This is a genomic window from Myroides sp. A21 (assembly GCF_000807225.1).
Classification (GTDB): Bacteria; Bacteroidota; Bacteroidia; order Flavobacteriales; family Flavobacteriaceae; genus Flavobacterium; species Flavobacterium odoratimimum.
Map to the genome: position 1 here is coordinate 3367079 of NZ_CP010327.1, position 26888 is coordinate 3393966.

General features: G+C 31.8%; 24 protein-coding genes. 6 read left to right on the forward strand and 18 right to left on the reverse strand.

The features are described 5' to 3' along the window. Positions 1-8 precede the first annotated feature (8 nt). Positions 9-1025 carry a PTS transporter subunit IIC gene (locus MYRA21_RS15040; RefSeq protein ID WP_039329617.1) on the forward strand — a complete coding sequence of 339 codons (1017 nt, stop codon included), beginning with the start codon at positions 9-11 and terminating at the stop codon, positions 1023-1025. A 181-nt stretch (positions 1026-1206) separates the two neighbouring features. Here the strand turns inward: MYRA21_RS15040 and MYRA21_RS15045 are convergent, their stop codons facing one another. From MYRA21_RS15045 to MYRA21_RS15060, 4 genes are read right to left on the reverse strand one after another with little or no spacing between them, the layout of a single operon-like run. Continuing rightward, positions 1207-1683 (reverse strand): outer membrane beta-barrel protein, encoded by a 477-nt coding sequence (locus tag MYRA21_RS15045; protein WP_369813274.1) that lies wholly within the window; start codon positions 1681-1683, stop codon positions 1207-1209. Then, positions 1662-2525, reverse strand: a complete 864-nt coding sequence (locus MYRA21_RS18980) for an IS3 family transposase (protein ID WP_200888303.1) — start codon at positions 2523-2525, stop codon at positions 1662-1664. The genes MYRA21_RS15045 and MYRA21_RS18980 overlap by 22 nt, the downstream gene beginning before the upstream one ends. 14 nt (positions 2526-2539) lie before the next feature. After that, positions 2540-2806 carry a transposase gene (locus MYRA21_RS19195; RefSeq protein ID WP_006261795.1) on the reverse strand — a complete coding sequence of 89 codons (267 nt, stop codon included), beginning with the start codon at positions 2804-2806 and terminating at the stop codon, positions 2540-2542. A gap of 53 nt (positions 2807-2859) precedes the next feature. After that, complete coding sequence (locus tag MYRA21_RS15060; RefSeq protein WP_235279952.1) at positions 2860-4926, reverse strand: outer membrane beta-barrel family protein; 2067 nt, start codon at positions 4924-4926, stop codon at positions 2860-2862. 355 nt (positions 4927-5281) lie between these two features. On the opposite strand from MYRA21_RS15060, the gene MYRA21_RS15065 reads away from it, so the two are divergent. Continuing rightward, positions 5282-5998: a hypothetical protein gene (locus MYRA21_RS15065; protein ID WP_039329621.1), complete on the forward strand. Its 717-nt coding sequence runs from the start codon at positions 5282-5284 to the stop codon at positions 5996-5998. Between the two features lie 43 nt (positions 5999-6041). On the opposite strand, the gene MYRA21_RS15070 is transcribed toward MYRA21_RS15065, so the two are convergent. From MYRA21_RS15070 to MYRA21_RS15080, 3 genes are all read right to left on the reverse strand, one after another. Then, the gene (locus MYRA21_RS15070) at positions 6042-7250 is read right to left on the reverse strand and encodes a tetracycline resistance MFS efflux pump (protein WP_039329623.1); all 1209 of its coding nucleotides are present in this window, start codon (positions 7248-7250) and stop codon (positions 6042-6044) included. A gap of 80 nt (positions 7251-7330) precedes the next feature. Then, a complete protein-coding gene (locus MYRA21_RS15075; RefSeq protein ID WP_039329625.1) occupies positions 7331-8206 on the reverse strand; it encodes a helix-turn-helix domain-containing protein in 876 nt (291 codons plus the stop codon). 106 nt (positions 8207-8312) lie between these two features. Continuing rightward, a complete protein-coding gene (locus MYRA21_RS15080; RefSeq protein ID WP_006260122.1) occupies positions 8313-8663 on the reverse strand; it encodes a helix-turn-helix domain-containing protein in 351 nt (116 codons plus the stop codon). 86 nt (positions 8664-8749) lie between these two features. On the opposite strand from MYRA21_RS15080, the gene MYRA21_RS15085 reads away from it, so the two are divergent. Then, entirely contained in the window at positions 8750-9265 is a 516-nt protein-coding gene (locus tag MYRA21_RS15085; protein ID WP_039329627.1) for a dihydrofolate reductase family protein, read from the forward strand. Between the two features lie 181 nt (positions 9266-9446). After that, complete coding sequence (locus MYRA21_RS15090; protein WP_200888296.1) at positions 9447-10901, forward strand: PLP-dependent aminotransferase family protein; 1455 nt, start codon at positions 9447-9449, stop codon at positions 10899-10901. 151 nt (positions 10902-11052) lie between these two features. Here MYRA21_RS15090 and glyA read toward each other — a convergent pair whose 3' ends face one another. Then, the gene (glyA, locus tag MYRA21_RS15095; RefSeq protein ID WP_039329629.1) at positions 11053-12330 is read right to left on the reverse strand and encodes a serine hydroxymethyltransferase; all 1278 of its coding nucleotides are present in this window, start codon (positions 12328-12330) and stop codon (positions 11053-11055) included. A 272-nt stretch (positions 12331-12602) separates the two neighbouring features. Between glyA and MYRA21_RS15100 the strand changes: the two genes are divergently transcribed. Continuing rightward, positions 12603-13556 carry an alpha/beta fold hydrolase gene (locus MYRA21_RS15100; protein ID WP_039329630.1) on the forward strand — a complete coding sequence of 318 codons (954 nt, stop codon included), beginning with the start codon at positions 12603-12605 and terminating at the stop codon, positions 13554-13556. 114 nt (positions 13557-13670) lie between these two features. Next, on the forward strand, positions 13671-15107 hold the full coding sequence (locus tag MYRA21_RS15105; protein ID WP_039329632.1) for a PLP-dependent aminotransferase family protein: 1437 nt from the start codon (positions 13671-13673) through the stop codon (positions 15105-15107). A gap of 265 nt (positions 15108-15372) precedes the next feature. On the opposite strand, the gene MYRA21_RS15110 is transcribed toward MYRA21_RS15105, so the two are convergent. The 10 genes from MYRA21_RS15110 to MYRA21_RS15150 all read right to left on the reverse strand — a co-directional run bounded on the left by MYRA21_RS15110 (position 15373) and on the right by MYRA21_RS15150 (position 26040). Then, the gene (locus MYRA21_RS15110; RefSeq protein ID WP_006260115.1) at positions 15373-15768 is read right to left on the reverse strand and encodes a hypothetical protein; all 396 of its coding nucleotides are present in this window, start codon (positions 15766-15768) and stop codon (positions 15373-15375) included. Further along, positions 15752-16039 carry a hypothetical protein gene (locus MYRA21_RS15115; protein WP_039329634.1) on the reverse strand — a complete coding sequence of 96 codons (288 nt, stop codon included), beginning with the start codon at positions 16037-16039 and terminating at the stop codon, positions 15752-15754. The genes MYRA21_RS15110 and MYRA21_RS15115 overlap by 17 nt, the downstream gene beginning before the upstream one ends. Beyond that, a complete protein-coding gene (locus tag MYRA21_RS15120; protein ID WP_006263681.1) occupies positions 16039-17052 on the reverse strand; it encodes a cbb3-type cytochrome c oxidase subunit II in 1014 nt (337 codons plus the stop codon). Before MYRA21_RS15120 ends, MYRA21_RS15115 begins: the two co-directional genes overlap by 1 nt. Before the next feature lie 5 nt (positions 17053-17057). Continuing rightward, positions 17058-19193, reverse strand: a complete 2136-nt coding sequence (locus tag MYRA21_RS15125; protein WP_039329636.1) for a cbb3-type cytochrome c oxidase subunit I — start codon at positions 19191-19193, stop codon at positions 17058-17060. A 496-nt stretch (positions 19194-19689) separates the two neighbouring features. Beyond that, positions 19690-21603, reverse strand: coding sequence for a UvrD-helicase domain-containing protein (locus tag MYRA21_RS15130; protein ID WP_039329638.1), 1914 nt, complete (start codon positions 21601-21603; stop codon positions 19690-19692). Then, a complete protein-coding gene (locus MYRA21_RS15135; RefSeq protein ID WP_052237546.1) occupies positions 21596-23344 on the reverse strand; it encodes an ATP-dependent endonuclease in 1749 nt (582 codons plus the stop codon). Before MYRA21_RS15135 ends, MYRA21_RS15130 begins: the two co-directional genes overlap by 8 nt. A 1-nt stretch (position 23345) precedes the next feature. Next, positions 23346-24209, reverse strand: a complete 864-nt coding sequence (locus MYRA21_RS18985) for an IS3 family transposase (protein ID WP_200888303.1) — start codon at positions 24207-24209, stop codon at positions 23346-23348. A gap of 14 nt (positions 24210-24223) precedes the next feature. Next, entirely contained in the window at positions 24224-24490 is a 267-nt protein-coding gene (locus MYRA21_RS19200) for a transposase (RefSeq protein ID WP_006261795.1), read from the reverse strand. Positions 24491-24553: 63 nt separating this feature from the next. Further along, positions 24554-24730 carry an AAA family ATPase gene (locus MYRA21_RS19505; RefSeq protein ID WP_082013837.1) on the reverse strand — a complete coding sequence of 59 codons (177 nt, stop codon included), beginning with the start codon at positions 24728-24730 and terminating at the stop codon, positions 24554-24556. A 227-nt stretch (positions 24731-24957) separates the two neighbouring features. Continuing rightward, positions 24958-26040 (reverse strand): hypothetical protein, encoded by a 1083-nt coding sequence (locus MYRA21_RS15150; protein ID WP_039329641.1) that lies wholly within the window; start codon positions 26038-26040, stop codon positions 24958-24960. Positions 26041-26888 lie beyond the last annotated feature (848 nt).

Below are 26888 nucleotides of genomic sequence, written 5' to 3' on the forward strand. Positions count from 1 at the left end.
AAGACTTAATGAAACAATTTCTTCAAAGAAAAGATATACAGATTTCAAGCAAACGATACTTTATCGATGCTATGGGGGCTATGGCCTACGGGTTATTCGCTACTCTACTAGTAGGAACTATTCTAAAGACGATAGGAGAAGAATTTGGTATTTCGTTTTTAAAGGAGGTCGTTTGGCCATTTGCGAACCAGGCGACAGGCCCTGTAATCGCATTAGCCATTGCCTATAGCTTAAGAGCGCCACAACTAGTGTTATTCTCATCTGCAGTGGTAGGTGTAGCAGCGTATCAATTAGGTGGTCCATTAGGTGTGTTTATCGCAACTATTATTGCTGTAGAAATCGGGAAAGCCGTAGCAGGTGAAACAAGGATAGATATAGTGATAACTCCAATAGTCACGGTTTTAGTAGGAGTAGCTTTAGCACAATGGATTGGCCCTAGTGTTAATCAGTTGATGCAATGGATTGGACAGGTTATCATCTTTTCTACAGAGGCTAATCCTCTAATCATGGGTATGGTTATCGCTGTGGTAGTGGGTATGGTTCTAACCTTACCGATCTCTTCAGCAGCTTTATGCCTGATGTTACAACTAGATGGGCTGGCAGCAGGAGCAGCGACCATAGGTTGCTGTACTCAAATGATAGGTTTTGCGACTATCAGTTATAAAGATAATGGGCTAAAGGGAGTACTAGCACAGGGTATCGGTACTAGTATGTTACAAGTCCCTAATATTTATAAGAATTGGAAGATATGGATTCCACCAACCTTAGCCTCTGCTATTTTAGGTCCAATAGCTATTTTGTTCTTTGATATGCAAAATACGGCATTAGAATCAGGTATGGGAAGCTGTGGATTAGTCGGTCAGATAGGAACCTTTAATGCCATGAAAGAGGCCTACTCTACTTCCTACATTATATTGGCTATACTAGGTTTACAGATTATATTACCTATGATTTTGTCATACCTAATCTACTATATCATGAAAAAGAAACAGTGGATAAAAGATGGTGATATGAAAATATTTTAATCTAAGAATAATGTACTATACACAAGGAGAATACCATCTACCTCTACTCTATTTTGTGTAGGAAAGTAAATATATAAAGAAGCTGCTTCAATAGATCTATTGAAGCAGCTTCTTTCGTATAAATATCATATTATCTCAAGTCTCAATATAAATTAATCAATACCTAGACTATCTTCTATTATTAATTTAATCGTTCATTTTGTTCTTTTGAAATTACATTCTTTATTCTCTTATTTCCTAATGTATATCTCATACTTATAAAATAGCTCTTAAAATATTCTTGCTTTTTATTAAAGCTATAAGCAGAATTACTAAACCTCATATTAGTATCTGGCTTCAATAAGTCATACGCTCCGATACTTACGTAAAAATCATTAAACGATCTTCCTAAATCAAGGTTAAGAGAGTGTTGAGCATTCACTTTACCGAATATATCCTCGAAGCCATTGTCATAACCGTAAGTTAAGGTTAAAACAGTGTTCTTTTTCTTGTCAAAAAACAGGTTGTTTTTAATGTTGAAATAAAAGTTTGTATTGTCAATTTTTACTGGAATATTATTATACTCTCCTCTAACTTTATACATCTCTAAAGACATACTAAACGAAAAACTCCAATGGTTCTGTAGGCTTCCCCATTTTAGGACACCTCTAAATTCGATAAATAATTCTTATTATGTTCAGATTTGATGAAGAATTTAAATTCTTCATCAAATCTGGGCTTATATTCTTTAGGAGATTTATTTCCTAATGCTTTATGAGGATGGTTAAAATTGTAATCCTCTCTCCATTTATCAGCCAATCTTTGTAACTGGTAGATATCATTGAAGTAAAAAGCATCTAATATATCCTCTCTAAAAAATCGATTAAAACGTTCTATATATCCATTCTGCATTGGTTTGCCAGGCTGGGTATATTTAATTTCTATAAAATTCTTCTCACACCAATTTACAAAGGTTTTAGAGATAAATTCAGGACCGTTATCACATCTAATGTACTTTGGAGTACCTATTTCTTGTTTTAGGTTTTCTAATGTTTCTATTACTGCTCTTGCAGGATAGCTTAATCCAGCTTCAATAGCTATTGCTTCTCTATTACAGTCGTCTAATACATTAAAAACTCTTACTTTTCTGCCATCTGTAAGTAAGTCACTCATAAAGTCCATACTCCAACACTCATTGAGCACTTTTGGCGTTTCTAAAGGCTGTTTAACTCTTGTTATTAAACGTTTCTTATGTTTTCTTCTTAGACTTAGTTTCATTAAGCGATAAACGCGTAGAACTCTTTTTCTGTTCCATATAAGTCCTTCTCTGCGTATCTTATGATAGTACTCATCAAAGCCACGAGTAGGGTATTGTTCTGCTAATTCACTTAGTTTATCAATGACTTCTGTATCATCTTTTTTACTTTGGTAATACCACATTGATCGGCATAGTCCAACTAATGAACAAATACGAACAATGGATAACTTATATTGCTCTAACAGATACTTTACCCTTTCTATTTTATCTGCTGAGCTTAGAACTTTTTTGACAGAATATCTTTGAGCATTTTATTGTCTAAACTAACATCAGCATACATCTGTTTGAGCTTGCGATTCTCTTCTTCAAGTTCTTTTAAACGTTTCAGCTCTTGTTTTTCCATTCCACCATACTTCTTTCTCCAATAGTAAAACGTGCTCTTGTCAATTCCTAATTCTCGAGAAATTTCACTTACTGATCTTCCTTGTTCATTTTCTTTGAGAGCTTTAATTATTTGACTCTCACTAAAATTACTTGTTTTCATATTTGACAGTTTTGTTTAAAGTTAATAATTTCGAATTAACAACTGTCCGATTTTTAGGGAAGCCTACAGTTCTTAAAGAGATTCTTATTAAAATAGAAATTACCTCCATACCCGTCTCCGTTTCCAAAATTATCTATCGTATTCACAATGACATTATCAATTACAGCATCAAAATTATTAAATAGATTATGGGTCTTCGCATAACCTAATTCTAAATTATAATCATCAAAAAAGGTATAAGTCAAGCCTACAAATGATTTTTTAGTATTTTTAAGGTAAGGGTTATTCACCCTAATTGAATTCGGTGAGTTTATATATATAAACGGATTAAGATTGCTATAAGGAGTACGAGTTATAGAACTAGCAAAATTTAGAGTCAATTGGTGCTCGTCATTTATTCCATACAAAAGGGCTAAAGATGGAAACAAGTTTGAATTACTTATTTTTACAGTTTCAGAATCTGATTTTAAAGTACCTTTTGCTGATAAATATTCATAACGCAAACCAATAAGCAAACCAAAAGATTCTGAAAACAACTTACGGTAATTCGCGAATAAAGCAAAGTAGTCTTCTTTATATTTAAACACATTAGTTTGCCTATCATCAGATACATATTCAACACCATTGTAATTCCCAAAAAAATTGTCACTTTGAATATTACTCTTAGAATAATTAATCCCCGTAGTCAGCTTACTACTATCTTTGAAGTTTTTCTCATAATCTGTCTTAAACTCTATTAACTCAGTAGTATTGTCAGGATTTTGTAGAAACCTCTTTTCTATGTCATTCGCGTAAGAGAACGTATTAAACATATCTCTATTATTCCTAGAATTATAATAGTTAAAATCTGAACTTATATTACTATCTAAAGTATCTAATACAATCTTATGATTCAAATTATAATATACTACATGGTAATTACTTATTTTATCTTTATTTTTTGCAATATTCAAGGAATCTAATTGGTTGTTTGTTACATTGTAATAAGAACTAACAATGTCTCTATTGGTTTCGTTATTACTGAACCTAGAGCTAAAACTCATACCTATAGTCTGATTTTTGCTAAGAGTGTAATCAATATTTACATAAGGAGTATAATTTGTTCCTTTTGTAATAGCATTATTTTCTATTTGAGTTTCGTCATTACTTTTAAAGTCAATATAAGAATCATATCTATATGCTTTATTTTTAGAATTTTCTAATTTGACTCCAGAAGTGACTGCCCATTTATCTTTAGAGAAAGCAAGGTATGCTGAACCGTCTTGTGTATTATAGAATGATTGTGTAGACTTAGCATTTAAAACTACTTTAAAAGGCTGTTCCTTTGTTTTGTTTACAATCACATTGATGATTCCATTATCACCAGCCCTATAACTACTCCCAGGATTCTCTATCACTTCAATTTTCTTTATATCTACTGCAGGGATAGACTGTAACATACTCAATGCAACATCATTCCCTCCTACATTTCTACCATTGATCAGAATCGATACACTCTTGCTATTTTTAATCTTAACCGATTTACCATCTGGAGCAACATTTACAATAGGAACAGTATTTAGAAACTCTAGTGTTGATTTATTTTTGGCTAATATTGAATTGGAAATATTAGTCACTTCATATTTATCGAAGTTCTTTTTCATTTTAAGCTTCGACTCTATCATTATTTCTTTCAATTCAGTTCCATAGTCGATTCTAATCACTCCTAAATCAACATTCTCTTTTATGTTAATTTCTTTTTCAAAAAGTTCATTTCCTAAATAGGCTATTTTAAATAGGTATTCCCCTTGTTCTTCTTCTATTTGAAAGAATCCATTCTCATCAGAAATATCGGATTTTAATAGCTTCCCCTCTTTAGTTAGTAATAATACTGTTGCAAATTCAATAGAATTACTGTCTGTAGTAAGAACTTGTCCTTTTATTTTAGTTTGTGAAAACAAAAAGAAAGGTGATAAAAAAAGAAAGAACAATAATGTGCTTTTCAAAATCATTTTACGACCTCTCATATCAGAGTAGATTTTTTGAACCATATTTACTTCTTCAATCCTATACCTATAGGATTCTGAAAAGTTTCTTTCTTGTCTAATATTTCGTTTTTCTTCTAAACCTAGCTTATTCATTAGTTCTTTTTTTCTAATCACCCACTCTTTTTTATTGCACCTATTTTTAAATACAAAATTCTTATAAAATAAGAAATAAACACACTTATTTAATCAAATAAATATAAAACATTTAAACATCAAATATATACAACTTTTTTTATTAGCATAATTTTATCATTATTAAAATAACTATCCTCTCGTTATTATATTCTTGTATACAATCAAAAGAGATTTTATCTAACAAAAAGTAATTCTTCTCTCTTATATACTTAGGAATAGTTATCACTGAAATAATCCGAGGAATTTATCCAATAGTTATTACTACTGACCACTTAAATTATTCAACAAAAAACACTTCAAAAAGTCTCCTTTTATGCTTTTTTTGTATATTCGACGAATGCAAAAGAATTGTCAAAAAGATTTTTTACCACTATACTCTAAGGATAATGTACTACTTACTTGGATCTTCAATATTTCTGGAGGTGCGCTGCTAGTGAGCTTATTTATCTTACTGGCTTTGTTGCCCTTATTGGTATCAACGCAGATCAAGACATTGGTCATTATAGGTCTATTCTACTATCCTATATGGGCTATAGTATTATATCGCTTTTATCGTTATATAAAAAGTAAAATGGCTGTAGCCATAAGAAATATAAAAATAGATGATCAAGGTATCCACTTTTCTAAAAAAGATGGAAGTACTGCTGAAATTCTTTATGATCAATTAGGGCATTCTTACCGTTCAGAGTACTATGACGTATACTTAGTACCTGTAAATAAGACATGGAGGCTAGCTGTAGGAATAGACGGCGTTCAAACTGAAGTTGTATTTGACGGCGCAGATGTTGGGAGCGTATATCAAATCAAAAATGCAAGAGCGTTAAGAGCAAAGTTTATAGAAGGTATTGTTCGCTTTAGACCTGATTTAAAAATAGACCCTTCTATATTTAAAGAGTTTAGTATTCATCCTCAAGACTTCACCTTTGATGGAAAAAGATATATGAAGCATATAGGACAAGGAGTACTTATCATAAGTGGCATCCTCGTAGTCAGTGTATTGCTTGGGCTGCTTATTATTAAATTGTCTTAAAATCATGATTACTATCTAAAATATTTTTCACAATACCCCACGCTTATTTTTTAAAACTATAATAGATAAACACTGCACTGATAAACATCAATAGCGACGCTAATAAAAATGGAGCTCCTGAAAACTCAAAAGGTGCACTCTCGTGAGTGAAATAATAGAATAAGTTAGTCATAACAGGTGGACCTATTATAGAAGTAACACTCACTAAACTTGTTAAGGCTCCTTGTAACTCACCTTGTTGATCAGAAGGTACACTTTTACTAATTAAGGCTTGAAGAGAAGGGCCACAAATTCCCCCTAAAGAATACGGTATTAAAAAGACTAACATCATCCATCCTTGATTTGCAAAAGCAAACAATAATAGTCCTAATGCATAAAATAAAAGCCCTAAATAGATACTTTTTTGCTCTCCTAATTTAGGCGCACTCCATCTAATCAATACTCCTTGTACCAATCCAATTAACAATCCTAATATCCCTAATGAGATACCCACTAGCCTTTCTGTCCAACTAAACTTATACATCGTAAAGAAATGCCAATTACTCTGAACTGCATGTAGTCCAATATAGACGAACACTAAAGCAAATACTAGATTGGAGATTTTAGGATGTTTAAATAAAAACTGAAAAGAACCAATCGGATTAGCACGTTTCCACTCAAATGACCTTCTCTTACTCTTATCTAGACTCTCAGGAAGCATAAAATACCCGTAAAGGAAATTCAGAAGACATAATACAGCTGCTACATAAAAAGGCACTCGCGCTCCATAATGTCCTAATAAACCTCCTAAAACAGGCCCTATTATAAACCCTAAACCAAAAGCAGCTCCTATTACCCCGAAGTTCTTTGTTCTGTTCTCATCAGTAGATATATCAGCAATGTATGCACTTGCTGTAGAAATACTAGCTCCTGTCAGTCCTGCTATAATACGACCTACAAATAACCATCCTATAGAAGGTGCGAGAGCTAATAAGATATAATCTATCGAAAAGCCAAAAAGAGAAATCAGTAAAATAGGTCGTCTACCATACTTATCACTAAGATTACCTACTAAGGGAGAAAACACAAACTGTGTAAATGCATAGGCGAAACCAAGCCATCCACCGTACTTAGCGGCTTCACTAATATCACCTTGAATAAATTCACCAATCAGTTTCGGAACGACAGGAAGTATGATACCCCATCCTGTTATATCTAGCAATAGGGTAATAAATATAAACCCTACTGCTGCTTTTTTATCTGTTTTTTTCATGTGGTAAAAGTAAACAGAGTGACAAAACAGGGTATTGACGATTTAAGAGGTTTTAGGTACTATTTCTAAGCCTCTTGATATTACTCTTCCTCTCGATATAACTTAGGAGACATTCCTGTATTTCGTTTAAAGTATCTACAGAACACGCTAGTGTCTGTGAACTCTAATTCATTGCTAATCTCTTTTATTGATAAACTTGATGATTTAAGCAATGTTTTAGCATGCAATACTAATACATGATCAATCCATTTCAAAGTAGATTTACCCGTATTCTGTTTTAGAAACGACGAGAGGTACTGTGTACTTAAATGTAGTTTATCTGCATAAAACTGTACATTTCGTTGCTTGTGAGCATATGTAGATACCAAAGAGTAAAAGTTATCGATGATTTCGTGTGTTCGATTCTTCGTTTGGTTTTTAGTATTAGGCACATCTTGATATTTTTCGATAATCAAATTAATCAATGCCATAACAAGATGTTTGAGCATTTCTATTTTATTAGAACTTTGCTTCTTATTGTATACTTTTTCAATAAGCCTGATTAACTCCTGTTGTAAGAGAAGCTCTTCGGGATCTAATCTTATAATCGGTTGCCAACGAATCTGATCATTCATTACAAATTCTCTTAATATGGGAAAGGTTGAAATAAAATCCAATGAAAGACCAATAGTTACTATTTCTGCATCTTCACTTAAAGACTTTGTCTCTATCATAACCTGTGGAGGTATAACAGCGACATCTCCCTCTTTGACTTCATACTCAGAAAAGTGTATCTGAGCTTTCATTGATCCTTTTAATACAACACCTAACAACAGTCCTTCAAATAGACGACTATGTTTCTTATAGTTTTGATTTGTCTTACTGTATTGATGAAAAACAACAATACCATCTATCTTCCTTGCCGCATCAAGATCATATAGTTTATAAACATTATCAAGGGTTATAAATACAGCCATATTCACACATATTTTTAAATCTTCAAAAAAGAAGTACCTCCCTCCTTTTGATGACAAGTACCTTTATCCTTCACTATTTAATGTATCGTTAATCACATTACTTACACTATTTATCTTTAATTTTATCTCTATGCTTTTGGCCAAACTCTATTAAAGATTCTAAGACAGGATAACTCTCTAGAGCGTGCTCAGTAAGACTATAAGATACTGTGATTGGTTTGGTTGAGTTAACCGTTCTAGTAATTAGTAAATTATCCTCCAACTCCTGCAGTTCTTTAGACAATACCTTAGGAGAAATTCCCTTTGCGTGTTCTTGCAAGTCTTTAAATCGCATTACTCCATTAGTACGTAGATGATTAAGAATACAAAATTTCCACTTGCCACTAAGTAATTCAATAGCATCTCTTAGTGCTAAAATTGTTTGTTTAGATACTGTATCGTTTTTTCTTGTTGCCATTGTTTTAGTTACTATCCTTGAGGTAAGTCATAGCAAATATAAAGGAAGCACATCTTAGATTTGTTGAAATTCTAAAAAACAATCAAATGAAAGTATCCTTAATCGCAAATATTTCTATCAATGGAAGAATATTTCTATCAGACAACCCTGCTTACCAATTGACACCAGAGGCCTTAAGTTTCTACCTTGAACTTGCACATCAGATTGGGAACTTAGTTATTGGCATGAAGACTTTTCAAAACTTTCAAAAGTCACCTCAAAAGGTTAAAGATCTTTTTAAGGGGATAGAAATAATTGTACTCTCTAATAATACACATCCCCTTATAGAAGGTTACACCTTTATTAATAGCCCTGAAGAAGCGATAACCTATATGGCTACAAAAGGAATTACAGAACTAGCTATTGGTGGTGGAACGGGTACTTACAACGCCTTTATAGAGAAAGAACTCGTAACTGATATTTACTTTAATATCAACCCAATCATTATAGGGAATGGTGATCTTTTAGGATTGTATGATAAACTAAACACTAAATTTGATATTGTAACTCATAAAGTAAGAAGTGGTTTTCTTCAATTACATCTAACTAAGTCCAAAAGCTAAAATTACATTAGACACTAATTGATATAAAAATAATAAGTTGTCTTATTGGCCAACATTAGAGTTGAATAATCGGTAAGAAAAAGACATTTTTTCCCTTACCGATTATTCAACAAAAACAACAATTCTTTCTCGTTATTTACTCTATATTTATGTATCCGTTATAAATCAACTTATAGTTCATATGTACCCAATAGAACATATCATTCGTATCGATAAAAAAAGTAAAATGCCTATCTATAGACAAATTGCTATATCAATTATCAATGCAATAAAAAATGGATACCTAAAAGCAGGAGATCAACTCCCAGGAAGTAGAGATTTAGCAAATTCTTTAAACCTTCACAGAAAAACTATAATTGCAGCTTACGAAGAACTGTATACACAAGACTGGATTTCTATGTCACCTCGAAAAAGAGCAACTATATCAGAGTCCATTCCTAATCTCAAAGCATCAAAGTGGGAAGAATTCTCTAGTATAAACTCCTATGATATTGACTTTAATTTACCATTTAATCAATACCATGATGTAGATCACTCTGTAGAAGAAAACACAGTTATTCCAGATATTATTATCGATGACGGTTTTCCAGATATTAGGCTTTCACCAATAAGTGCATTATTAAAGACCTATCGCTCTTATGTTACAAGAACCTATTCAATTAAAAATGCTAATCTTGAAAACCCACAGGGAACCCTCGCCCTAAGAGAACAACTTGTCAATTACCTATCCGAAACTAGAGGGCTTATTTTCTCTAAAGAGAATATTCTTATTACTCATGGAGCCCAAATGAGTATTTATCTATCAGCACAATTATTACTCAATAAAAAGGCAAAAATTGTTGTAGCTAAACCTAATTACCCAAAAGCTAGTCAAACATTCAGCAATACTGGAGCGAAAGTGTTAGAAATAGGAATAGATGAAAAAGGACTAAAAACAGACGAACTGGAGTCACTTTGTAAAACAACAACAATAACAGCTGTTTATGTTATTTCTCATCATCACTACCCTACTACTGTCACTTTAAGTGTTGACAGACGTGTGCACCTCTTAGAACTTTCTAAGCAATATCACTTCGCTATCATAGAAGATGATTATGACTTTGATTATCACTATACAACTCCTCCATACCTTCCATTAGCTAGTGGCGGGCATAATGGTAATGTTATTTACATCGGTTCATTTTCTAAAATATTAGGACCATCCATTCGTATAGGTTTTATGGTCGCTCCAAAAAACTTCATTCAACAATGTGTTGAACTAAGAAAAACAATTGATGTAGGAAATGATGCCTATATGCAAAACTCTTTAGCTAGCTTGATTAAAGAAGGAGAATTTACAAGGTATTTTAAAAAAGCTAAAAAGTTTTATCAGGAAAGACTAGAGTTATTAGATCAACTATTAAAAAAGGAACTGAACAAGTATATTTCTTACACTTTGCCTACAGGAGGGATGGCAGTATGGATAAAAGTAGATAAACAATATCCAATATCAGCAATACAAAACCTATCCAAATTAAGGATTAAACATATTAGTAAAGAAGAGAATGCTTTTAGATTTGGATTTGCTTCTTTAAACGAGAAAGAAATCCTTCAAGCTATTCATATTCTGAAAGATCATTTTATCAAACATCAATAAATGCAATACCTCGTGAGAAGTTGCACACGAGGTATTCCATTTATAGCATAGTTAAAGTTAAATATAGAGACTACATTTTCTACTCACAACACACGGTCTCTAGAATTAGTGATTCTATATTTAGAAACAATTACTGCTATTATATCTAAGATTACCTAGAAAACATAGGATAATCTTTCATCATATTTTGAATTTCTTGCTTTATCTGTTTGTGTTTCGTAGCATTATCTTTATATATTAATACTTCATCAATAAAGTGCACTATTTTTTTCATATCTGCTTCTTTTAACCCTCTGGTTGTTACTGCCGCAGCTCCTACCCTAATACCAGAAGTAATGAAGTTCGATTTATCATCATAAGGAACCATATTCTTATTCACTGTAATCCCAGCGTGTTCTAAAATACTTTCAGCCTCCTTACCAGATATATCTTTATTTCTTAAATCAATTAATACTAAATGGTTATCCGTTCCTCCAGAGACAATATTATATCCGCGCAACAAAAAAGCATCTGCCATTACTTTCATGTTTTTTTGAATCTGATTAGCATATACCTTAAAATCATCTGTCAATACTTCATTAAAAGCCACCGCTTTGGCTGCAATAGTATGCATTAGTGGACCACCTTGATTACCAGGAAATACAGATGCATCTAGAAGACTAGACATCATTCTTAGCTCTCCTTTTAAGGTCTTATATCCAAAGGGATTTTCAAAATCTTTTCCCATTAAAATAACTCCTCCTCGTGGACCTCGCAATGTTTTATGTGTTGTTGTTGTAACAATGTGACAATGCGGTATAGGATTACTTAATAATCCTTTGGCTATTAACCCTGCAGGATGTGCCATATCTGCTAATAATATAGCTCCTACCTTATCTGCTATTTCCCTAAAACGACTATAATTAATATCTCTAGAATATGCACTTCCACCAGCTATAATCATCTTAGGCTTTTCTTTGATAGCTATCTCTTCAATTTTATCATAATTAAGTACCCCTGTTTCTTGATCTACTCCATAGAATGAAGGAACATATAATCTGCCTGAAAAATTCACAGAAGAACCATGAGTCAAGTGCCCTCCATGCGTTAGGTCAAATCCTAATATTTTATCTCCAGGTTTTAAGCAAACTGAAAAAACAGCAACATTAGCTTGTGATCCAGAATGTGGTTGAACATTAGCATATTCTGCACCATAAATCTCTTTTAAAGATGCAATAGCCATATTCTCTACAAAGTCAACATATTCACACCCTCCATAATATCGTTTATCAGGATATCCTTCTGCATACTTATTAGTTAATATAGATCCATTGGCTCTTAAAACATCCTCGCTAACAAAGTTCTCTGAAGCAATTAATTCTAAGCCCTCCCTTTGTCTTCTTTCTTCTCGTTTGATTAATTCAAATAAAATGTTGTTGTTGTTGTGCATAGTTGTATAAATTAGTTTAGCTATGATTACTAGTTTATAATCTAGATTAAAAAGCCTATAAACTAGTGTCTTATTATATATAAAAAGCAAAAGTAGCAGTTAGTAGCGTAGTAAGTTGGGGACAGATTTTTTATTCTTAGGCATCCAGATTGATCCTTTTAACAATTAAAGAGTTTAATATTTTTTATTCCTAAAAACAGTGCCATTACTTAGTTATGTTTTTTTATCTCAAATCATTTTAAGTACATTTAACCTTATTAAACTAAATAGACATGAAACAGTTTTCATATAAAAAAATAGGGATAATATTCTTATTACTATTTCAATTATCTTTAATTGAAGTATTTGCACAAACACCTTCAAAAATAGAACTAGAATATTTTACAATTGAAAATACCCCTCTTTATATTATCAATACTAATGATATTGATTTAGCTATACGCTATAAAAAAGGGCAAGGTATACCTATTGTATTTATACACGGTTCATGGGATGATCATAATTCTTGGTTACCAGTGGCAGAAGAGTTAATTAAAACTACTACTAATCCCATCATTTTATATGATAGAAGAGGACATAGTGCTTCTTCTCCAGATAAAGAACAAGGTACAATATCAATGGATGTCCAAGATGCCGTTTCCCTACTCGATGCTTTACAGATTAAGAAAGCTCATTTTATAGGACATTCTTATGGAGCAAATATCACAATTGAACTAGCCAATAATCACGCTGATAGAGTTGAGAGTATTGTTTTATATGAACCTCCTATTTTTGGGATGCTTAAAGGACAAACTGAATACAAACAAATTCTATCAGAGGTACAGAATGAAATGCAAAAAAGTAAAACTTTACTTGAACAAGGACACATTGAACAGGGAACCTTTAATTTTATTGAAAAAGTAGCCTTTGGAAAAGGTAGTTGGTATTCTGTTTTTGATCAAAGAGCCAGAAATACAATGACAGCTAGTTACACTACTTGGCTTGATCAAGCTAATGATCCTGAAAGGTTAAATATAAAACCAGAAAACCTTAATCAATTTAATGGTAAAATAACACTTATTACAGGATCAGATTCTATCTTAGTATATACAGCTGTTGCAAAAACAATAAAACAGAAAGTTAATTCAATAGAATTACAGACTATTCAAGGCGCAGGTCATGGAGGACTTATTTCTCACCCCAAACAAACTGCTCATATGATTACTACACACTTAAATCAATTGTAATAATATAATCAGAGTTCTCTAGCTTAAAGCTGTTTTTACAACTCTTTATAAAGTTTAATTTACTACATTTGGAGTATTGCATTTTATAAGAGTTAACTATATCAAGTAATCCAGATGAAGAGATTATGGAAATTAGAAATTAGATTAGAGAATACATCTAATAAGGCTTTGTATTTACAAATAGCTGACGCCATCATTGATGACATCAAGAAAGGAAGGCTAAAAAAAGGAGATTTACTACCTAGTACGCGTACACTCTCTACTCTACTAAATGTCAATAGAAACACCGTAGTACGCGCACTGACTATCTTAATTACCGAACAATGGCTGGTATCAGTAGAAAGAAAAGGAATTTTTGTAGCACATACTATTTCGCAAGATAGTCCTGTAAAAACATTGGAGCCTTTATTAGAAAGACAAGAAACAGACCTATTACTGAACAATAATATTGTCTTTGACAATGGCTATCCTGATAGTAAAATAGTTCCAATAGCAGAACTGGCACGCGCTTATAGACAAATTTTTAATAGAAGTGCTAAATGGCAAATGATGGGATATGGAAGCGAACTAGGCGATTCTAAATTCATTACTCATATTGCTAATATGCTCAATCATCAAAGAGGGATGAATGTAGCCGAAAAAAATATTTGTATTACACGTGGAGGGCAGATGGCTATCTTTATGATCGCTCATTCCCTATTAACTAAAGGAGACTATATACTAGTCGAAAACCCTGGGTACAATTCTGCTTGGGAAGCTTTTAAACATGCTGGGGCTAATCTTATTCCTATTCATGTAGATGACCAAGGAATAGTGACTAGTGAGATTATAGAACAGCTAAAAACGAATAAAAGAATTAAAGCAATTTACCTAACCCCTCATCATCAATTTCCAACAACAGTCACCCTTAGTCTTAAAAGAAGATTAGAAATAATCGAACTTTCTAACCAATACGGTTTTACTGTCATTGAAGATGACTATGATAATGAATTTCATTATAATACAAGACCCATTTTACCCCTTTGTAGCCATATTAACCTAGAAAATTATATATACATAGGAACTTTAAGTAAGGTAGTCGCTCCTTCTCTTAGAATAGGTTACTTAGTGACTAGTAAGACCTCTTTAATAAAGAAAGTAAGTAAACTAAGAAAGATAATTGATATTCAAGGTGATAGAATAATGGAGCTAGCTATACTAGAGTTAATCAAAGAAGGAATTATTAAAAAACATATCAAAAAAGCAACAATTCATTACAAAGAGAAAAGAGATTACACCTATAGCTTATTAAAGCATTATTTAGACCAATCCACCCATTTCACCTTGCCAGAAGGAGGTCTTGCTTTTTGGATTAAACTCAATAGGACTATAGATTTTAAGAATTTCTGTGCTCTATTAACCAGTAAAGGCGTTGATATAGTAAACCCTAATGAGTATTATCTAGACCACTCTAGTAACGGATTAAGAATTAGCTTCGGTAGATTAACTAAAGAAGATTTAGAAAAAGGAATAAAAATCATTGCAGAATGTTTAACCCAGATTAAGCATTAGCCAAATACTGCAAAGCAATTCTACTTCATATCTCTTTCATTTCTTCTAAAACCATACTACAGTATGCTTTTTTCTTGAATTCAGAGCTATTTTGTATAATTACTTTTCGTTTATATGTCTATCGCTTAATCTGGGTTAAAATCAAGAGCTACATTCCTAACTCTATTGTGTTTTTCTAATTCAGCATTTTTATTCCTTCTTTTAATATTGTCTCTACCTATGATAGGTGATCCAGTTCCTAATGACGCTTATTGTGGCTTACACTTTATAAATAACGCACAAGATAATACATCCCCCAAGCAAAAATCACAATAATAGTTGTCCATACCCAAAAGGGAATACTCTGAGGAGTTTCGCTACCTACAACTAAAAAAGTCTTTTGATCACCTTTTCCATAAGCATTAATGCGTATAGACAATAAACCATCTACCACAGCCTTTTCCTTTATTCCTTCTATATCTATAGCCGGGCCATTCTTTACTGTAAACGGAATAATTCTAATCCCCTCTTTTCCCGTATGATCTTTACTTACAATTTTTAAGGTATGATCCCCATCCACTAATTTATGCGTATCGAGTTCGAAATTTACAGGTGTTTCGAGCTCTGCAATAGGTTGATGTTCATCATCAATAAAAATGAATACTCTACTTCTTTGCTCCATCTAATAGGTCGTTTAATACAGTTCTTTTAATGTGTTCTCTAGATTCTTCTCCTGGTTTTACTAACCATTTAATAGAGAAGATTAACGTAGCTAAAACCAGAATAGCAATCACCACTATAATAGTGTAATCCCATTTACTATCAGGTCCTACACCATGTACAACTCCTTTTAGTAATTTAGGTTGATTGCGTTCACAAACAGGACAAGCATAAATTACATTGGCAAGTAATAGTCCTATTATAGTAAGAATCCTTTTACAATTTACTTTCATTATTTATCCTTTATTTGGTTGATATAATCCATGATCTGTTTTACTTCTTCTACTGTTACCAAGGGAGCTTTATTTCCCCAATTATTGCGCTCGTAGTTAACTATTGCAGTAACTTCTTCCTCCGTCCAATTCGCATTAGTACCTACCGCAGGCATTACCCCATACTCCTCTCTAGCATCATATCCATTCATTATAATATCGACAAATAGTTGGAGGTTATCTCCAGTAACAATAGCACTGTTTTTTAAAGGAGGAAACGCACCAGAGAGTCCTTCTCCATTGGCCTGATGACAGGCTGCACAATTATTCATATAAAGGTTTTTACCATCCAAAGCCGTTTTAGTCTGCCCTGTAGTTACTCCTTGTGTAACATCTTGTTCTTTAGGATATAAAAACTCAGGAGTCATAATCGTTCCAGGCAATGGAGTCTGCTTTAAAGCTTGCAGATATGCAACTAAATCTAAAGCATCTTGAGTAGCTACAATCTTTAATTCTTTATCCCTTAAGAATGTTTCAGGTACACTGACTACAACATCCTCTTTATCAGGAGACTCTTTAGATGTAAACAGAAAAGAATACGAAGGCATAATGGATTCTTTAACGACAATACGAGGATTATAAAGATGAACTAAATGCCAGTCTAAACTAGGTTGACGTGTACCTATATCTATAAGATCAGGACCTGTTCTTTCTGTTCCCATCAGCGTAGCAGTATTCGTCCAAAAATCAACTCTTTTATTACCCGCATAATCTGCAGATATAGAAGGTCTACTCCCCCATTTTCTATCCATTTCTACATTTCTAACTTGCTGACTATGACAAGCTACACATCCATTAGCTATAAATATATCTTTTCCTCTTTTCTCTGATTGTGTTAGAGGGATCGCATCAGGTAAAGGATGTATTTTAGACTGATTATCTAGGGCTGGCAGAATAGCTACAAATAATGTTAGAATCAAAAATAAAATAGTTGCTATTACATAAAGTTTTTTATGGTTGCTAAATATATCCATATCTACTAATTATTAAATATTTTGTCATTATCTACGCTATCTTCAGCTAGTTTCTCAAAGGTTAAGTCTACCCTATCTAAAGAAACGGATTCGTCTTTTTGAATCATCTTATAAAAATTATAGACAAAGAATAGATGAGATAACCACATTAGACTTCCTCCAATAGCTCTCCATAGCCAATAAGGCATCATAAACTTAACACTCTCTATAAAGGCAGAGTCTTCCATCCACATTAAGCCTCTTAATGTTCCTCCGTACATTAAAGGGATTGAATAAAACAACAATCCTATTAAGGCTAACCAAAAATGAGCTCCGATTGTAATCTGTGGGGCTTCTTTACCCGTTATTTGTGGTACTAATGCATATATAGAACCCCATAAAAGAAAAGTGATAATTCCATACATCGTCAAATGAGAGTGAGCCACTGTAAAGTCTGTAAAGTGCCAAAGCAGATTTGTAAATCGAAAGGATTCTGCTGTACCTTGCAAAGAACCCGTAAAATAGAACATAATACCTATTACAAAAAACGGAATGGTGTAACTATCCTTGATTTTATACCAGACTCCTTTAAAGGTTAAGAAAAAATTAGTTGTACCCGCTACTACAGGAATAACCATTCCAACACTAGCTACAATAGCAACAGTCTGTAACCACCATGGTATAGCACTAAAAACAAAGTGATGGGTTCCAATTAATGTATAAAACAATATCTGGCTCCAAAAAGCTAATATTCCTAAACTGTATGAATATATTGGTTTATTAAGTTGTTGTGGCAGAAAGTAATATACTATCCCTAGAGTAAAAAGCATAAACCACATCCCTACTGCTTGATGCATATAATACCCCTGCACGATTGTCTCTCCTAGACCATCTTGCCAAAAAGGTAAATATCCAACAACAGCTACTATAGTAATAAAGATAACGGCAGCAACGATATACCAATTAGAAATATAAATATCCTTATCCGTTCTATTGGCTATAGTCTTTAAATAGCATCTAAGCGTAAAGTACAACCCTAAAGCAAACAATAACATAATAGGCCATATATACTCTCTATACTCTCCTCCTCCATTGTTTACACCAGCCATTAAACTAATAGACCCGATAAAAACGGAAGCATTAATTAAAACAAGTGAATACCATCCCCATTTAATATTGACCAATTTTGTATTACTAACTCTAGGTACGATATAATACCCCAATCCAATCATCCCTAAAGAAGCCCACCCCCAGAATACAGCATTAGTATGCACCGGTCTTAGTCTTCCAAAGCTAAGCCAACTACTATGATCTATATCTGGTGCTATAAATTTAATCCCTAAATACTCCCCAATAGTGGTACCTACAATTAACCAAAAGCTAGCTGTTCCTAAAAACCATAAAATAAGTTTAGCCAACCCCGGATCTATATCTACCTTGACAGAGTTTCTTTTCTTATTAGCAACTACGGGTGCTAGTTCAGTCTTTGACAACGAAATCAATCCCTTTTGATCTTGAATTAAACTTTCTCCTGAGAGTTCTTTATTGGACAATGAAAACCCTAGGGCAATCTCTCGTTTTTTTAAAGAGTCTGACTCCTCTTCAGACAAATGCTCTAAATACTCTTTAAATTGTTTTGTATGCTGATCCTCTAGCTTATTTTTTTGCACACTAATAATATTGGAAATTTTAATAAGCATAATTACTACGCCCAATAGAATAGGAATTGCGATTAGAATCAAAATAATGATAATCCCTGGCTCTGTTAAAAGAGATGGTTCTGTTGTTTTGATATTACTCTGTGCAAAAAGACTTGATGCAGAAATAAAGAAAATAAACCCAATCAGGTATTTTAACTTTGTACTTTTTAATAAAACACGGATTTGACGTTTTGTAAGGCTTGTGATAGATATCTTTACTAAATTTGAATCTAATTCTTTGTTTAAATTGTACAACTTATCAAGATAAGATGCCTTTAAATATAATGATCTAAAAAAAGCACTCAATAGCACTATTAGAATCAAAACGATAACAACAAAGATATCTTGGTTATTAACCCTAAATTTTAAAGGCTCCATATTGTTAGCCCAAATCGCTGTTGGATGCATAAAAAGTAGAAAACTTATAAAAATAGACCACGGAGCAAAAGACAGTATTTTCATTATGAGTATTATTAAGTAAGTAAACCATACACCTTGTTTATAGATAATCGTGTTGGCAAACCATGTGTTTAGTATTTATTATCTAAAGCCAAAGGTATTGTGCTCCCTCATGAAAGAGATGGTACAGATTAGAGATAATAACATAGACCAAGTAAAGAGGTTGGGCATAAAAACAACTACTCTACTTGTGCTACAAATGAAATAATCCTTTATGCGTATTTTTAAAAGGATAAGGTTACACCAGCACATAAAAAAAGCCCGATAACGAATGTTATCGGGCTTTTCTGCGGAGAAAGAGGGTTAGCCTCTTTATACTAGTATGCTTTATAAATAAGGGTACTCACTTTTTTGAAATTGTTGTGAACACCTTATTACGAAAGTTTTTAAACTATGATTGGAATCGTTTGATTCTGATATAAAGATCAATAACTGATCAGTATTTTAATAATACTAAATTCATAGTCTACTATTTTTTATAACCTAGTGAGTAAATAACCTATTCTGTTTCAAAACCTAAGTCTTTTATTTTCGCTAAGTATTTATTATTAGTTTTCTTAGGAATTGCCCAGATAAGTAAGTGCTTAGGTCTAGAGCTAGCTACATATGCAAATCTTACAAATTCTTTCTCATTAGGATCTTCGCTTAACCAATGTTCATAATGTCCACCTTTACTTTTTTTATCTTTAGATGAGACAACTAAAACAGCATCAAGAGTTTCACCTTTAACATCATGGAAGGTTGTCATTCGTATTTTTTCTGAATATGTATTTTCTAATGCTTTTAAAGTTTCAGAAACAAGTTTGTCTGTCATTCCACTAGCAGATTTTATTTTTCCTTTTACAGAATCCCAGTCATTAATTGGGAAGCGAAGCTGATTCCAATAATTCTCTAAAAATTGTTTAAGTTTTTTTATCCATTCTTTCCATGTTACATTTGTAAAAGGGTAAATACTTGTAGAATTATTGGTCATTTGATTTATTAAATCACTAAGTTGATTTCTCCATTCAATTTGGTTGTAAACATCTGGGCAATATTGATGTTGATGATTTCCTTTGCCATTATAAGCAAGTATTGAAATAGCTTTACCAATTTGTTGTAAAGCATTTTGTATATCTTTACTTGTTCTTGGATTATTAGACCAGCAGTTTAAAGCATTTGCAATTAGCTCAATTTTGTTTAAATTAGATGATAGATGTGATCTAAAATTAGAAAGAGTATTATGTCCTCTTGCAAGTATACCACTTTTATTAATTAGAATATGTAAGTCAGGATGTTGTGATGTGGAGTTTATTAGGTTTATATAATCAATAAATTTTTGCGGAAGTTTACACAAATCTTCGTCAGTGTATTCCCAAACAATACAACTTTTAGAGACTCTTTCTATTTCACTGCCTATAATTTGATTTGGAGTGATACCAGTATTATATTTTTCAAGTCCGAGTGAGACATTGACTATTTTTTGATTACTTCTAAAATTTTTAGATAATGATTTTTCTTTAAATTTATGATATTTTATAAAACCATTGATTTTTTGAATATCAACTCTTCTAAATTCATATATAGATTGATTCATATCACCAATAAGAAGAATTGAAACACCTTTTTCAATTAAAAGATGAAATGTTCTTAGTTGATTCTGAGATAAATCTTGACATTCATCAATAATAATATAAGGAAACCTTTTTGCTAAACTTTCTAAAATATTTTGATTGTTTTTTAAAGTTAGATAACACAAATGTTCTGCATCTTGGTAGGTACAGAATCCATCTTTATTAAGATTATTTTTTATCCTTATTAAATCCGTTAGATCAATATTTTTGTGAAAAGATTTGTTTTCAGTATTTGGGATAGGAATTCCATTATGTCTGAGATGAAATTCTGTCGCATAAAATGGAACCAACTTTGTTTTAGGCTTACCATTTCCATCCCTTATTTCATATTCGTATTTAATATGATACTTATTATTAGCAAGAAAACCTAAGTCGGTAGAATTCTCTAACAAAGAGTAACTTTTATTTCCTTCTCTACCTTTAAATCCACTTATTTTATGGACATATGGATGTAAGATATAACCATGTAACCAAGAATCAATAGTGCCAATGAAATGAGGATGTTTTGTTGCATTATTCCCATTGTACTTATTTATTCTATCTGTAATTTCTTTTGCTGCATTTTTAGTAAAACTTAAAACAGCAAGGCCTGTAAATTTATCTTTCCAATCTGAAATTTCATATGCTGCTTTGATACCAACTACTTCAGTTTTACCACTTCCAGGACAAGCCTTTAAATAGCAAGCTTTATTAATTGGATGTAAAATGAAGTCAAGTTGTTCTTCACTTAAATTACGATCTAAAGTATTAAGCCTTTTTTTAACTTTATCTAATTTTTCATCTATTGATAAATTATACATCTACAGCTTTTTTTTCATTGTTAATAACCCATAAGATTGCATCTTCAATATATTTAGGAACTGAAAATTCAATATTAGTTTCTGAAGATAATTTATATGCTAATTTTTGAGCAAATTGACCTTTACCTAAAACTTGTTTATTTTTATTTTTAGTATTTTCAATATAATTAAGAAGTTTATATGCAATTTCTGCTTTTTCAATTTCAGTCTGTTTATCCCATTTTAAACTTTTCCATTCTGTTAGTTGTATCTTAGTTTCACCGTCTGTATCCAACCATTCATCAAATATTTGGATTAAAACTTTTAAATTATTATCAAGTAATCCTAAGTCATATTCAAATGTTTTAAGATTTGAATATAATCTACAATTTTTCGAATTCATTTCAAACTCCTCTTTTAAGTAATATTGAGGATTGTTACAATCACATTTTTTTGAATTTGTTGGTTTACTTATAGTCTTTGGATCACAATCTGTAATACCTGCACATCTAATAGGAATGGATACAATACCATCAATTAGATCACCATTTTTATCAAATTTATATCCTTGAAATAATTGCATAAAATGTCTAAAGTATATACCGTTTAAATTGATTATTGAAACTCCAAAATCATCTAGATTTTCAGGAAATCCTTTCTCTTTTTCAACATGTCTTTTGATCACTTTTTTAGCAAGTTCTTTTATAACTAATGCTTCTGCAATTCCTTCAACAAATAAAATTCCTTTCGCAAAAAACAAAGTAGATTTTGTTATATCTAACCAACGTTCAAGAAAATACAAATTTTCTTTTTCTAGATTGACATCAGCTATTAAGGTTGAAGTAGGATTATTATTTTCTATAATTGTTAAAACATTAAGAGATTCTAAACCACAAGAAGCTGTAATTGTTGAAGAATGTGTAGTAACAATAATCTGAATATTATTTTCTTCTGCTTGTTTTTGTAAATACTGTAAAAGTTTTATTTGTAATTGAGGATGTAAATGAGCTTCAGGTTCTTCTATTAATAGAATCTTATGTTTAGTTACATCTGTTTCTAGACCATCTAACTCTGCCAATACTGTAGCTAAATACAGAATATTATTATAGCCCAAGCTGTTTTCTGATATTTCTCTAAAAAATTCCGGTTTTGTAAAAGAGCTTATATTAGGATAAAATAATAATCTTAACCTCTCTATAATCCTATCGAAATTAACTTCAGCAAATTGTATTGAAGCATCTTGCCCTAAAATAGTTCCTAAACTCTCTTTTAAATATTTTCTTATCGATTCATTTACTTTTTTTATCGATTGATCTTTAAGTATTTCTGAATTTAGAGTTTCAAATTTCTCTTCAATACTATGTTTAGGTTCTCCTTTTTTAGGTTTCTCTTTTCTAAAAAGTCTTGAGAGTCTAGAACCGCGAAAAGCTTCTAATTTACTTTCCGCATCTCTTAATGGTGGTAAATAGATACAACTTATAGCATTAATAAGCTCCCATTCAAAGATACTTGATAGAGATTCACCACCCCAAGTTGTATAATCATATCTGCCTCTTGGATTGGGTTTATTATCAATTCTTTTATTTAAATATGCTTTACTGTTATCAGTTGCATCAAGCCATGGAAGATAGGCGATTTGTTCATCCCCATTAAGCCCAGAAAAACTCCCATTTACTTCAATGCTGTCTGAGCCAGCTTCTCTAGCCGGTTTATCAAGAGATTTATGGAAATGTGATTCTGTAATACCTGTAGGCTTCCCCATTTTAGGACACCTCTAAATTCGATAAATAATTCTTATTATGTTCAGATTTGATGAAGAATTTAAATTCTTCATCAAATCTGGGCTTATATTCTTTAGGAGATTTATTTCCTAATGCTTTATGAGGATGGTTAAAATTGTAATCCTCTCTCCATTTATCAGCCAATCTTTGTAACTGGTAGATATCATTGAAGTAAAAAGCATCTAATATATCCTCTCTAAAAAATCGATTAAAACGTTCTATATATCCATTCTGCATTGGTTTGCCAGGCTGGGTATATTTAATTTCTATAAAATTCTTCTCACACCAATTTACAAAGGTTTTAGAGATAAATTCAGGACCGTTATCACATCTAATGTACTTTGGAGTACCTATTTCTTGTTTTAGGTTTTCTAATGTTTCTATTACTGCTCTTGCAGGATAGCTTAATCCAGCTTCAATAGCTATTGCTTCTCTATTACAGTCGTCTAATACATTAAAAACTCTTACTTTTCTGCCATCTGTAAGTAAGTCACTCATAAAGTCCATACTCCAACACTCATTGAGCACTTTTGGCGTTTCTAAAGGCTGTTTAACTCTTGTTATTAAACGTTTCTTATGTTTTCTTCTTAGACTTAGTTTCATTAAGCGATAAACGCGTAGAACTCTTTTTCTGTTCCATATAAGTCCTTCTCTGCGTATCTTATGATAGTACTCATCAAAGCCACGAGTAGGGTATTGTTCTGCTAATTCACTTAGTTTATCAATGACTTCTGTATCATCTTTTTTACTTTGGTAATACCACATTGATCGGCATAGTCCAACTAATGAACAAATACGAACAATGGATAACTTATATTGCTCTAACAGATACTTTACCCTTTCTATTTTATCTGCTGAGCTTAGAACTTTTTTGACAGAATATCTTTGAGCATTTTATTGTCTAAACTAACATCAGCATACATCTGTTTGAGCTTGCGATTCTCTTCTTCAAGTTCTTTTAAACGTTTCAGCTCTTGTTTTTCCATTCCACCATACTTCTTTCTCCAATAGTAAAACGTGCTCTTGTCAATTCCTAATTCTCGAGAAATTTCACTTACTGATCTTCCTTGTTCATTTTCTTTGAGAGCTTTAATTATTTGACTCTCACTAAAATTACTTGTTTTCATATTTGACAGTTTTGTTTAAAGTTAATAATTTCGAATTAACAACTGTCCGATTTTTAGGGAAGCCTACATACCAATTCTACCAAATTCATCCTCATTTAAAAGAAGTCTAATAGCGTCAATTACGGTTGTTTTCCCACATCCATTTTCCCCTATTAAAACAGTTAAACCTTTATTGAATTTAATATTGAATTCAGAATTGAAAACCTTATATCCCTTTATTTTAAGTTGTGATAAATACATTATTTCAAATTTATAGCTCTTAGAAGAAGGATGTGGCTTTCATCACGACTGTTGGGTAATATGTAAAGTCACCTTTCTAAGGTCTTTCTCTAGTTAATTTATATGTTTCTTTTTTAAGCTTGCAGGTAACGTGCCTGAGTTTACCGCAGTAGCTAGGAATTAAAAGCAAAATTTTCAATCTTTTAAAAAAAATCAACTATTTTACAAAACGTATATTGTGTGCTTCTTTAGTCTATTGTTACTTCTTGAGCGTGAACTCTTATTCTGTCAATGTAACTTAAAATATCTTTCGAACTATAGAAATCTTCTAATTCTTTGAAATTTAACCAACGTGAACCTAACATATTTTCAACGTATAATTCATCAAATATTTTAAAACTTATTGCTTTTCCTTTTGAATTTTTTGCTGTTAAGGATTTTTCATTTTCCTTAATTTTTAATACTTGACATATCGGAACATGAATCCCAGTACTTACAAGTTTACTATCTTCTGACGCAATATATGAAGTCGGCCTTAAAAAAGCAGAGCAAAATGGAAGTCTATACCCCGAAGATTTTTCTTCTCCTTCATAATTTGAACAGAAGCCAGATTTACACAAGTTTTTGTCTAATTTTTCAAATTGATTTGCAATATTTCCACTCGAAAGATTTAAGTTATTCGAATTCCACGTTTTATATTGTAAAACTAAAAATCTAACTTGTTTAGTTTTTAAATTAAATTGTTCATAAATCAAATCAGCACCAATAATATGTTCTGGTTTATCTGGATGTAATAGTCTTAAACGCAAAACTTTGTTATCATCTAATTTATAATCTACAAATTCATCATCTTTATATAACGTTTCTGAAAATTTAAATGAAGGTCTTTCAGCCAAATAAAAATCTCTATTCAATATTTTATGTTCTGAAATTTTTCGAGGTTGAAAATATGTTAAAGCATTTTTTAAATCAAAAATTCGCTTATTTAAAAATCTTTTGGACTTATCTTTTTTAATAATTTCTTCAAGCTCTTCTAACTCTTCATTTATTAAGTCGATAGGATCAATTATAACTTTATCTGTTGATTTGTTTTCTGCTTTTTCTTTAAAAAATTTAACAACATCACTTTCATTTTTTCTTGCAAGTAAAGTTGTAACTTCATAATATAATTGAGGATTTAAATCTTCGATAATATCAAGTGTCTGTTCATAAGTTACAGGTTGGTTTGCTCTTTTAGCCAAACTCACTGCTTCACGAACTGCATTAACCGCTTGAAATGCATTATTTCTTCTGTCTTCTTCGTTATATTCCTTATCACTAAAGTAACTCATAGATTTTTAGATTAGTTTTTCTACAGATTTTTGGAAAAATAGCACCTTATATCTTTTTTAACGAACAATACAACTATACGTTTTGCGAAAAACGTTTGTAGTGACATTTCGTAAAATGACTATGCTAAACTATTTAATTTAAAATAAGCTACTTAAAAAGAATATTTCTGTTTATAACAAAGTAATCCAATCCTAGACTAATTTGTATAAAAAAGGTTTGCGATATAATTTCATAAATCCTAACTTGTTATAAGTACAACTTCACGTCATTCAAAATATTCAACTAGTATCTTATCAAAGTCAAACATATCAAAACTTTCTTTAATCTCATTACGGAAATCCGTAAACCCCTCAATATTTTGAGTCTATCTAATATTTCAACAAAAAACAATTACTTCGGAGTAGTTTTCCAGCCCTCTGCAAGAGCAAGTAATTTTGATGGCACGAATATAATTTCGAATGCCTAAAAACCCGTACATTTTTATCGCTATAAAGCATCACTTTAATCTATTGATTATCAAACCCTATCAGCACTGGTCGCATAATTATCGCATAGTGATCACATACTGGTCGCATAATTTTGCGTCTTTTTAATGCGAACAGTATGCTATCAAACTACTATCCTTGTTCCATCATTGCATTTCACTATATTGACAGGCTGCTTTTTGTCTGTCTTTATCACTCTTCCTTATGTTTATGAAGAAAATTGCCGATACTTTGGTAAATGTCTTTGGAAAATAGACTGAATGAGGGGTTGTAGAAGTTTGGAGTTGTAGATGGCTTTTATATAATAAACGAACTGACAAGAACGCGAGCCAGTAACAAGAGCTTTACAAAGTAGCGAGGGT

Bases quoted from the DNA above. Each gene is read 5' to 3' on its own strand.
- MYRA21_RS15120 (WP_006263681.1), bottom strand. From the start codon at position 17,052: ATGGATATATTTAGCAACCATAAAAAACTTTATGTAATAGCAACTATT.
- MYRA21_RS15110 (WP_006260115.1), bottom strand. From the start codon at position 15,768: ATGGAGCAAAGAAGTAGAGTATTCATTTTTATTGATGATGAACATCAA.
- MYRA21_RS15070 (WP_039329623.1), bottom strand. From the start codon at position 7,250: ATGAAAAAAACAGATAAAAAAGCAGCAGTAGGGTTTATATTTATTACC.
- MYRA21_RS19195 (WP_006261795.1), bottom strand. From the start codon at position 2,806: ATGAAAACAAGTAATTTTAGTGAGAGTCAAATAATTAAAGCTCTCAAA.
- MYRA21_RS15125 (WP_039329636.1), bottom strand. From the start codon at position 19,193: ATGAAAATACTGTCTTTTGCTCCGTGGTCTATTTTTATAAGTTTTCTA.
- MYRA21_RS15135 (WP_052237546.1), bottom strand. From the start codon at position 23,344: ATGGGGAAGCCTACAGGTATTACAGAATCACATTTCCATAAATCTCTT.
- MYRA21_RS15040 (WP_039329617.1), top strand. From the start codon at position 9: ATGAAACAATTTCTTCAAAGAAAAGATATACAGATTTCAAGCAAACGA.
- MYRA21_RS15085 (WP_039329627.1), top strand. From the start codon at position 8,750: ATGAAAGTATCCTTAATCGCAAATATTTCTATCAATGGAAGAATATTT.
- MYRA21_RS15100 (WP_039329630.1), top strand. From the start codon at position 12,603: ATGAAACAGTTTTCATATAAAAAAATAGGGATAATATTCTTATTACTA.
- MYRA21_RS15115 (WP_039329634.1), bottom strand. From the start codon at position 16,039: ATGAAAGTAAATTGTAAAAGGATTCTTACTATAATAGGACTATTACTT.
- MYRA21_RS15105 (WP_039329632.1), top strand. From the start codon at position 13,671: ATGAAGAGATTATGGAAATTAGAAATTAGATTAGAGAATACATCTAAT.
- MYRA21_RS15065 (WP_039329621.1), top strand. From the start codon at position 5,282: ATGCTTTTTTTGTATATTCGACGAATGCAAAAGAATTGTCAAAAAGAT.
- MYRA21_RS15150 (WP_039329641.1), bottom strand. From the start codon at position 26,040: ATGAGTTACTTTAGTGATAAGGAATATAACGAAGAAGACAGAAGAAAT.
- MYRA21_RS19200 (WP_006261795.1), bottom strand. From the start codon at position 24,490: ATGAAAACAAGTAATTTTAGTGAGAGTCAAATAATTAAAGCTCTCAAA.
- MYRA21_RS15060 (WP_235279952.1), bottom strand. From the start codon at position 4,926: ATGAATAAGCTAGGTTTAGAAGAAAAACGAAATATTAGACAAGAAAGA.
- glyA (WP_039329629.1), bottom strand. From the start codon at position 12,330: ATGCACAACAACAACAACATTTTATTTGAATTAATCAAACGAGAAGAA.
- MYRA21_RS15080 (WP_006260122.1), bottom strand. From the start codon at position 8,663: ATGGCAACAAGAAAAAACGATACAGTATCTAAACAAACAATTTTAGCA.
- MYRA21_RS19505 (WP_082013837.1), bottom strand. From the start codon at position 24,730: ATGTATTTATCACAACTTAAAATAAAGGGATATAAGGTTTTCAATTCT.
- MYRA21_RS15075 (WP_039329625.1), bottom strand. From the start codon at position 8,206: ATGGCTGTATTTATAACCCTTGATAATGTTTATAAACTATATGATCTT.
- MYRA21_RS15090 (WP_200888296.1), top strand. From the start codon at position 9,447: ATGTACCCAATAGAACATATCATTCGTATCGATAAAAAAAGTAAAATG.
- MYRA21_RS15130 (WP_039329638.1), bottom strand. From the start codon at position 21,603: ATGTATAATTTATCAATAGATGAAAAATTAGATAAAGTTAAAAAAAGG.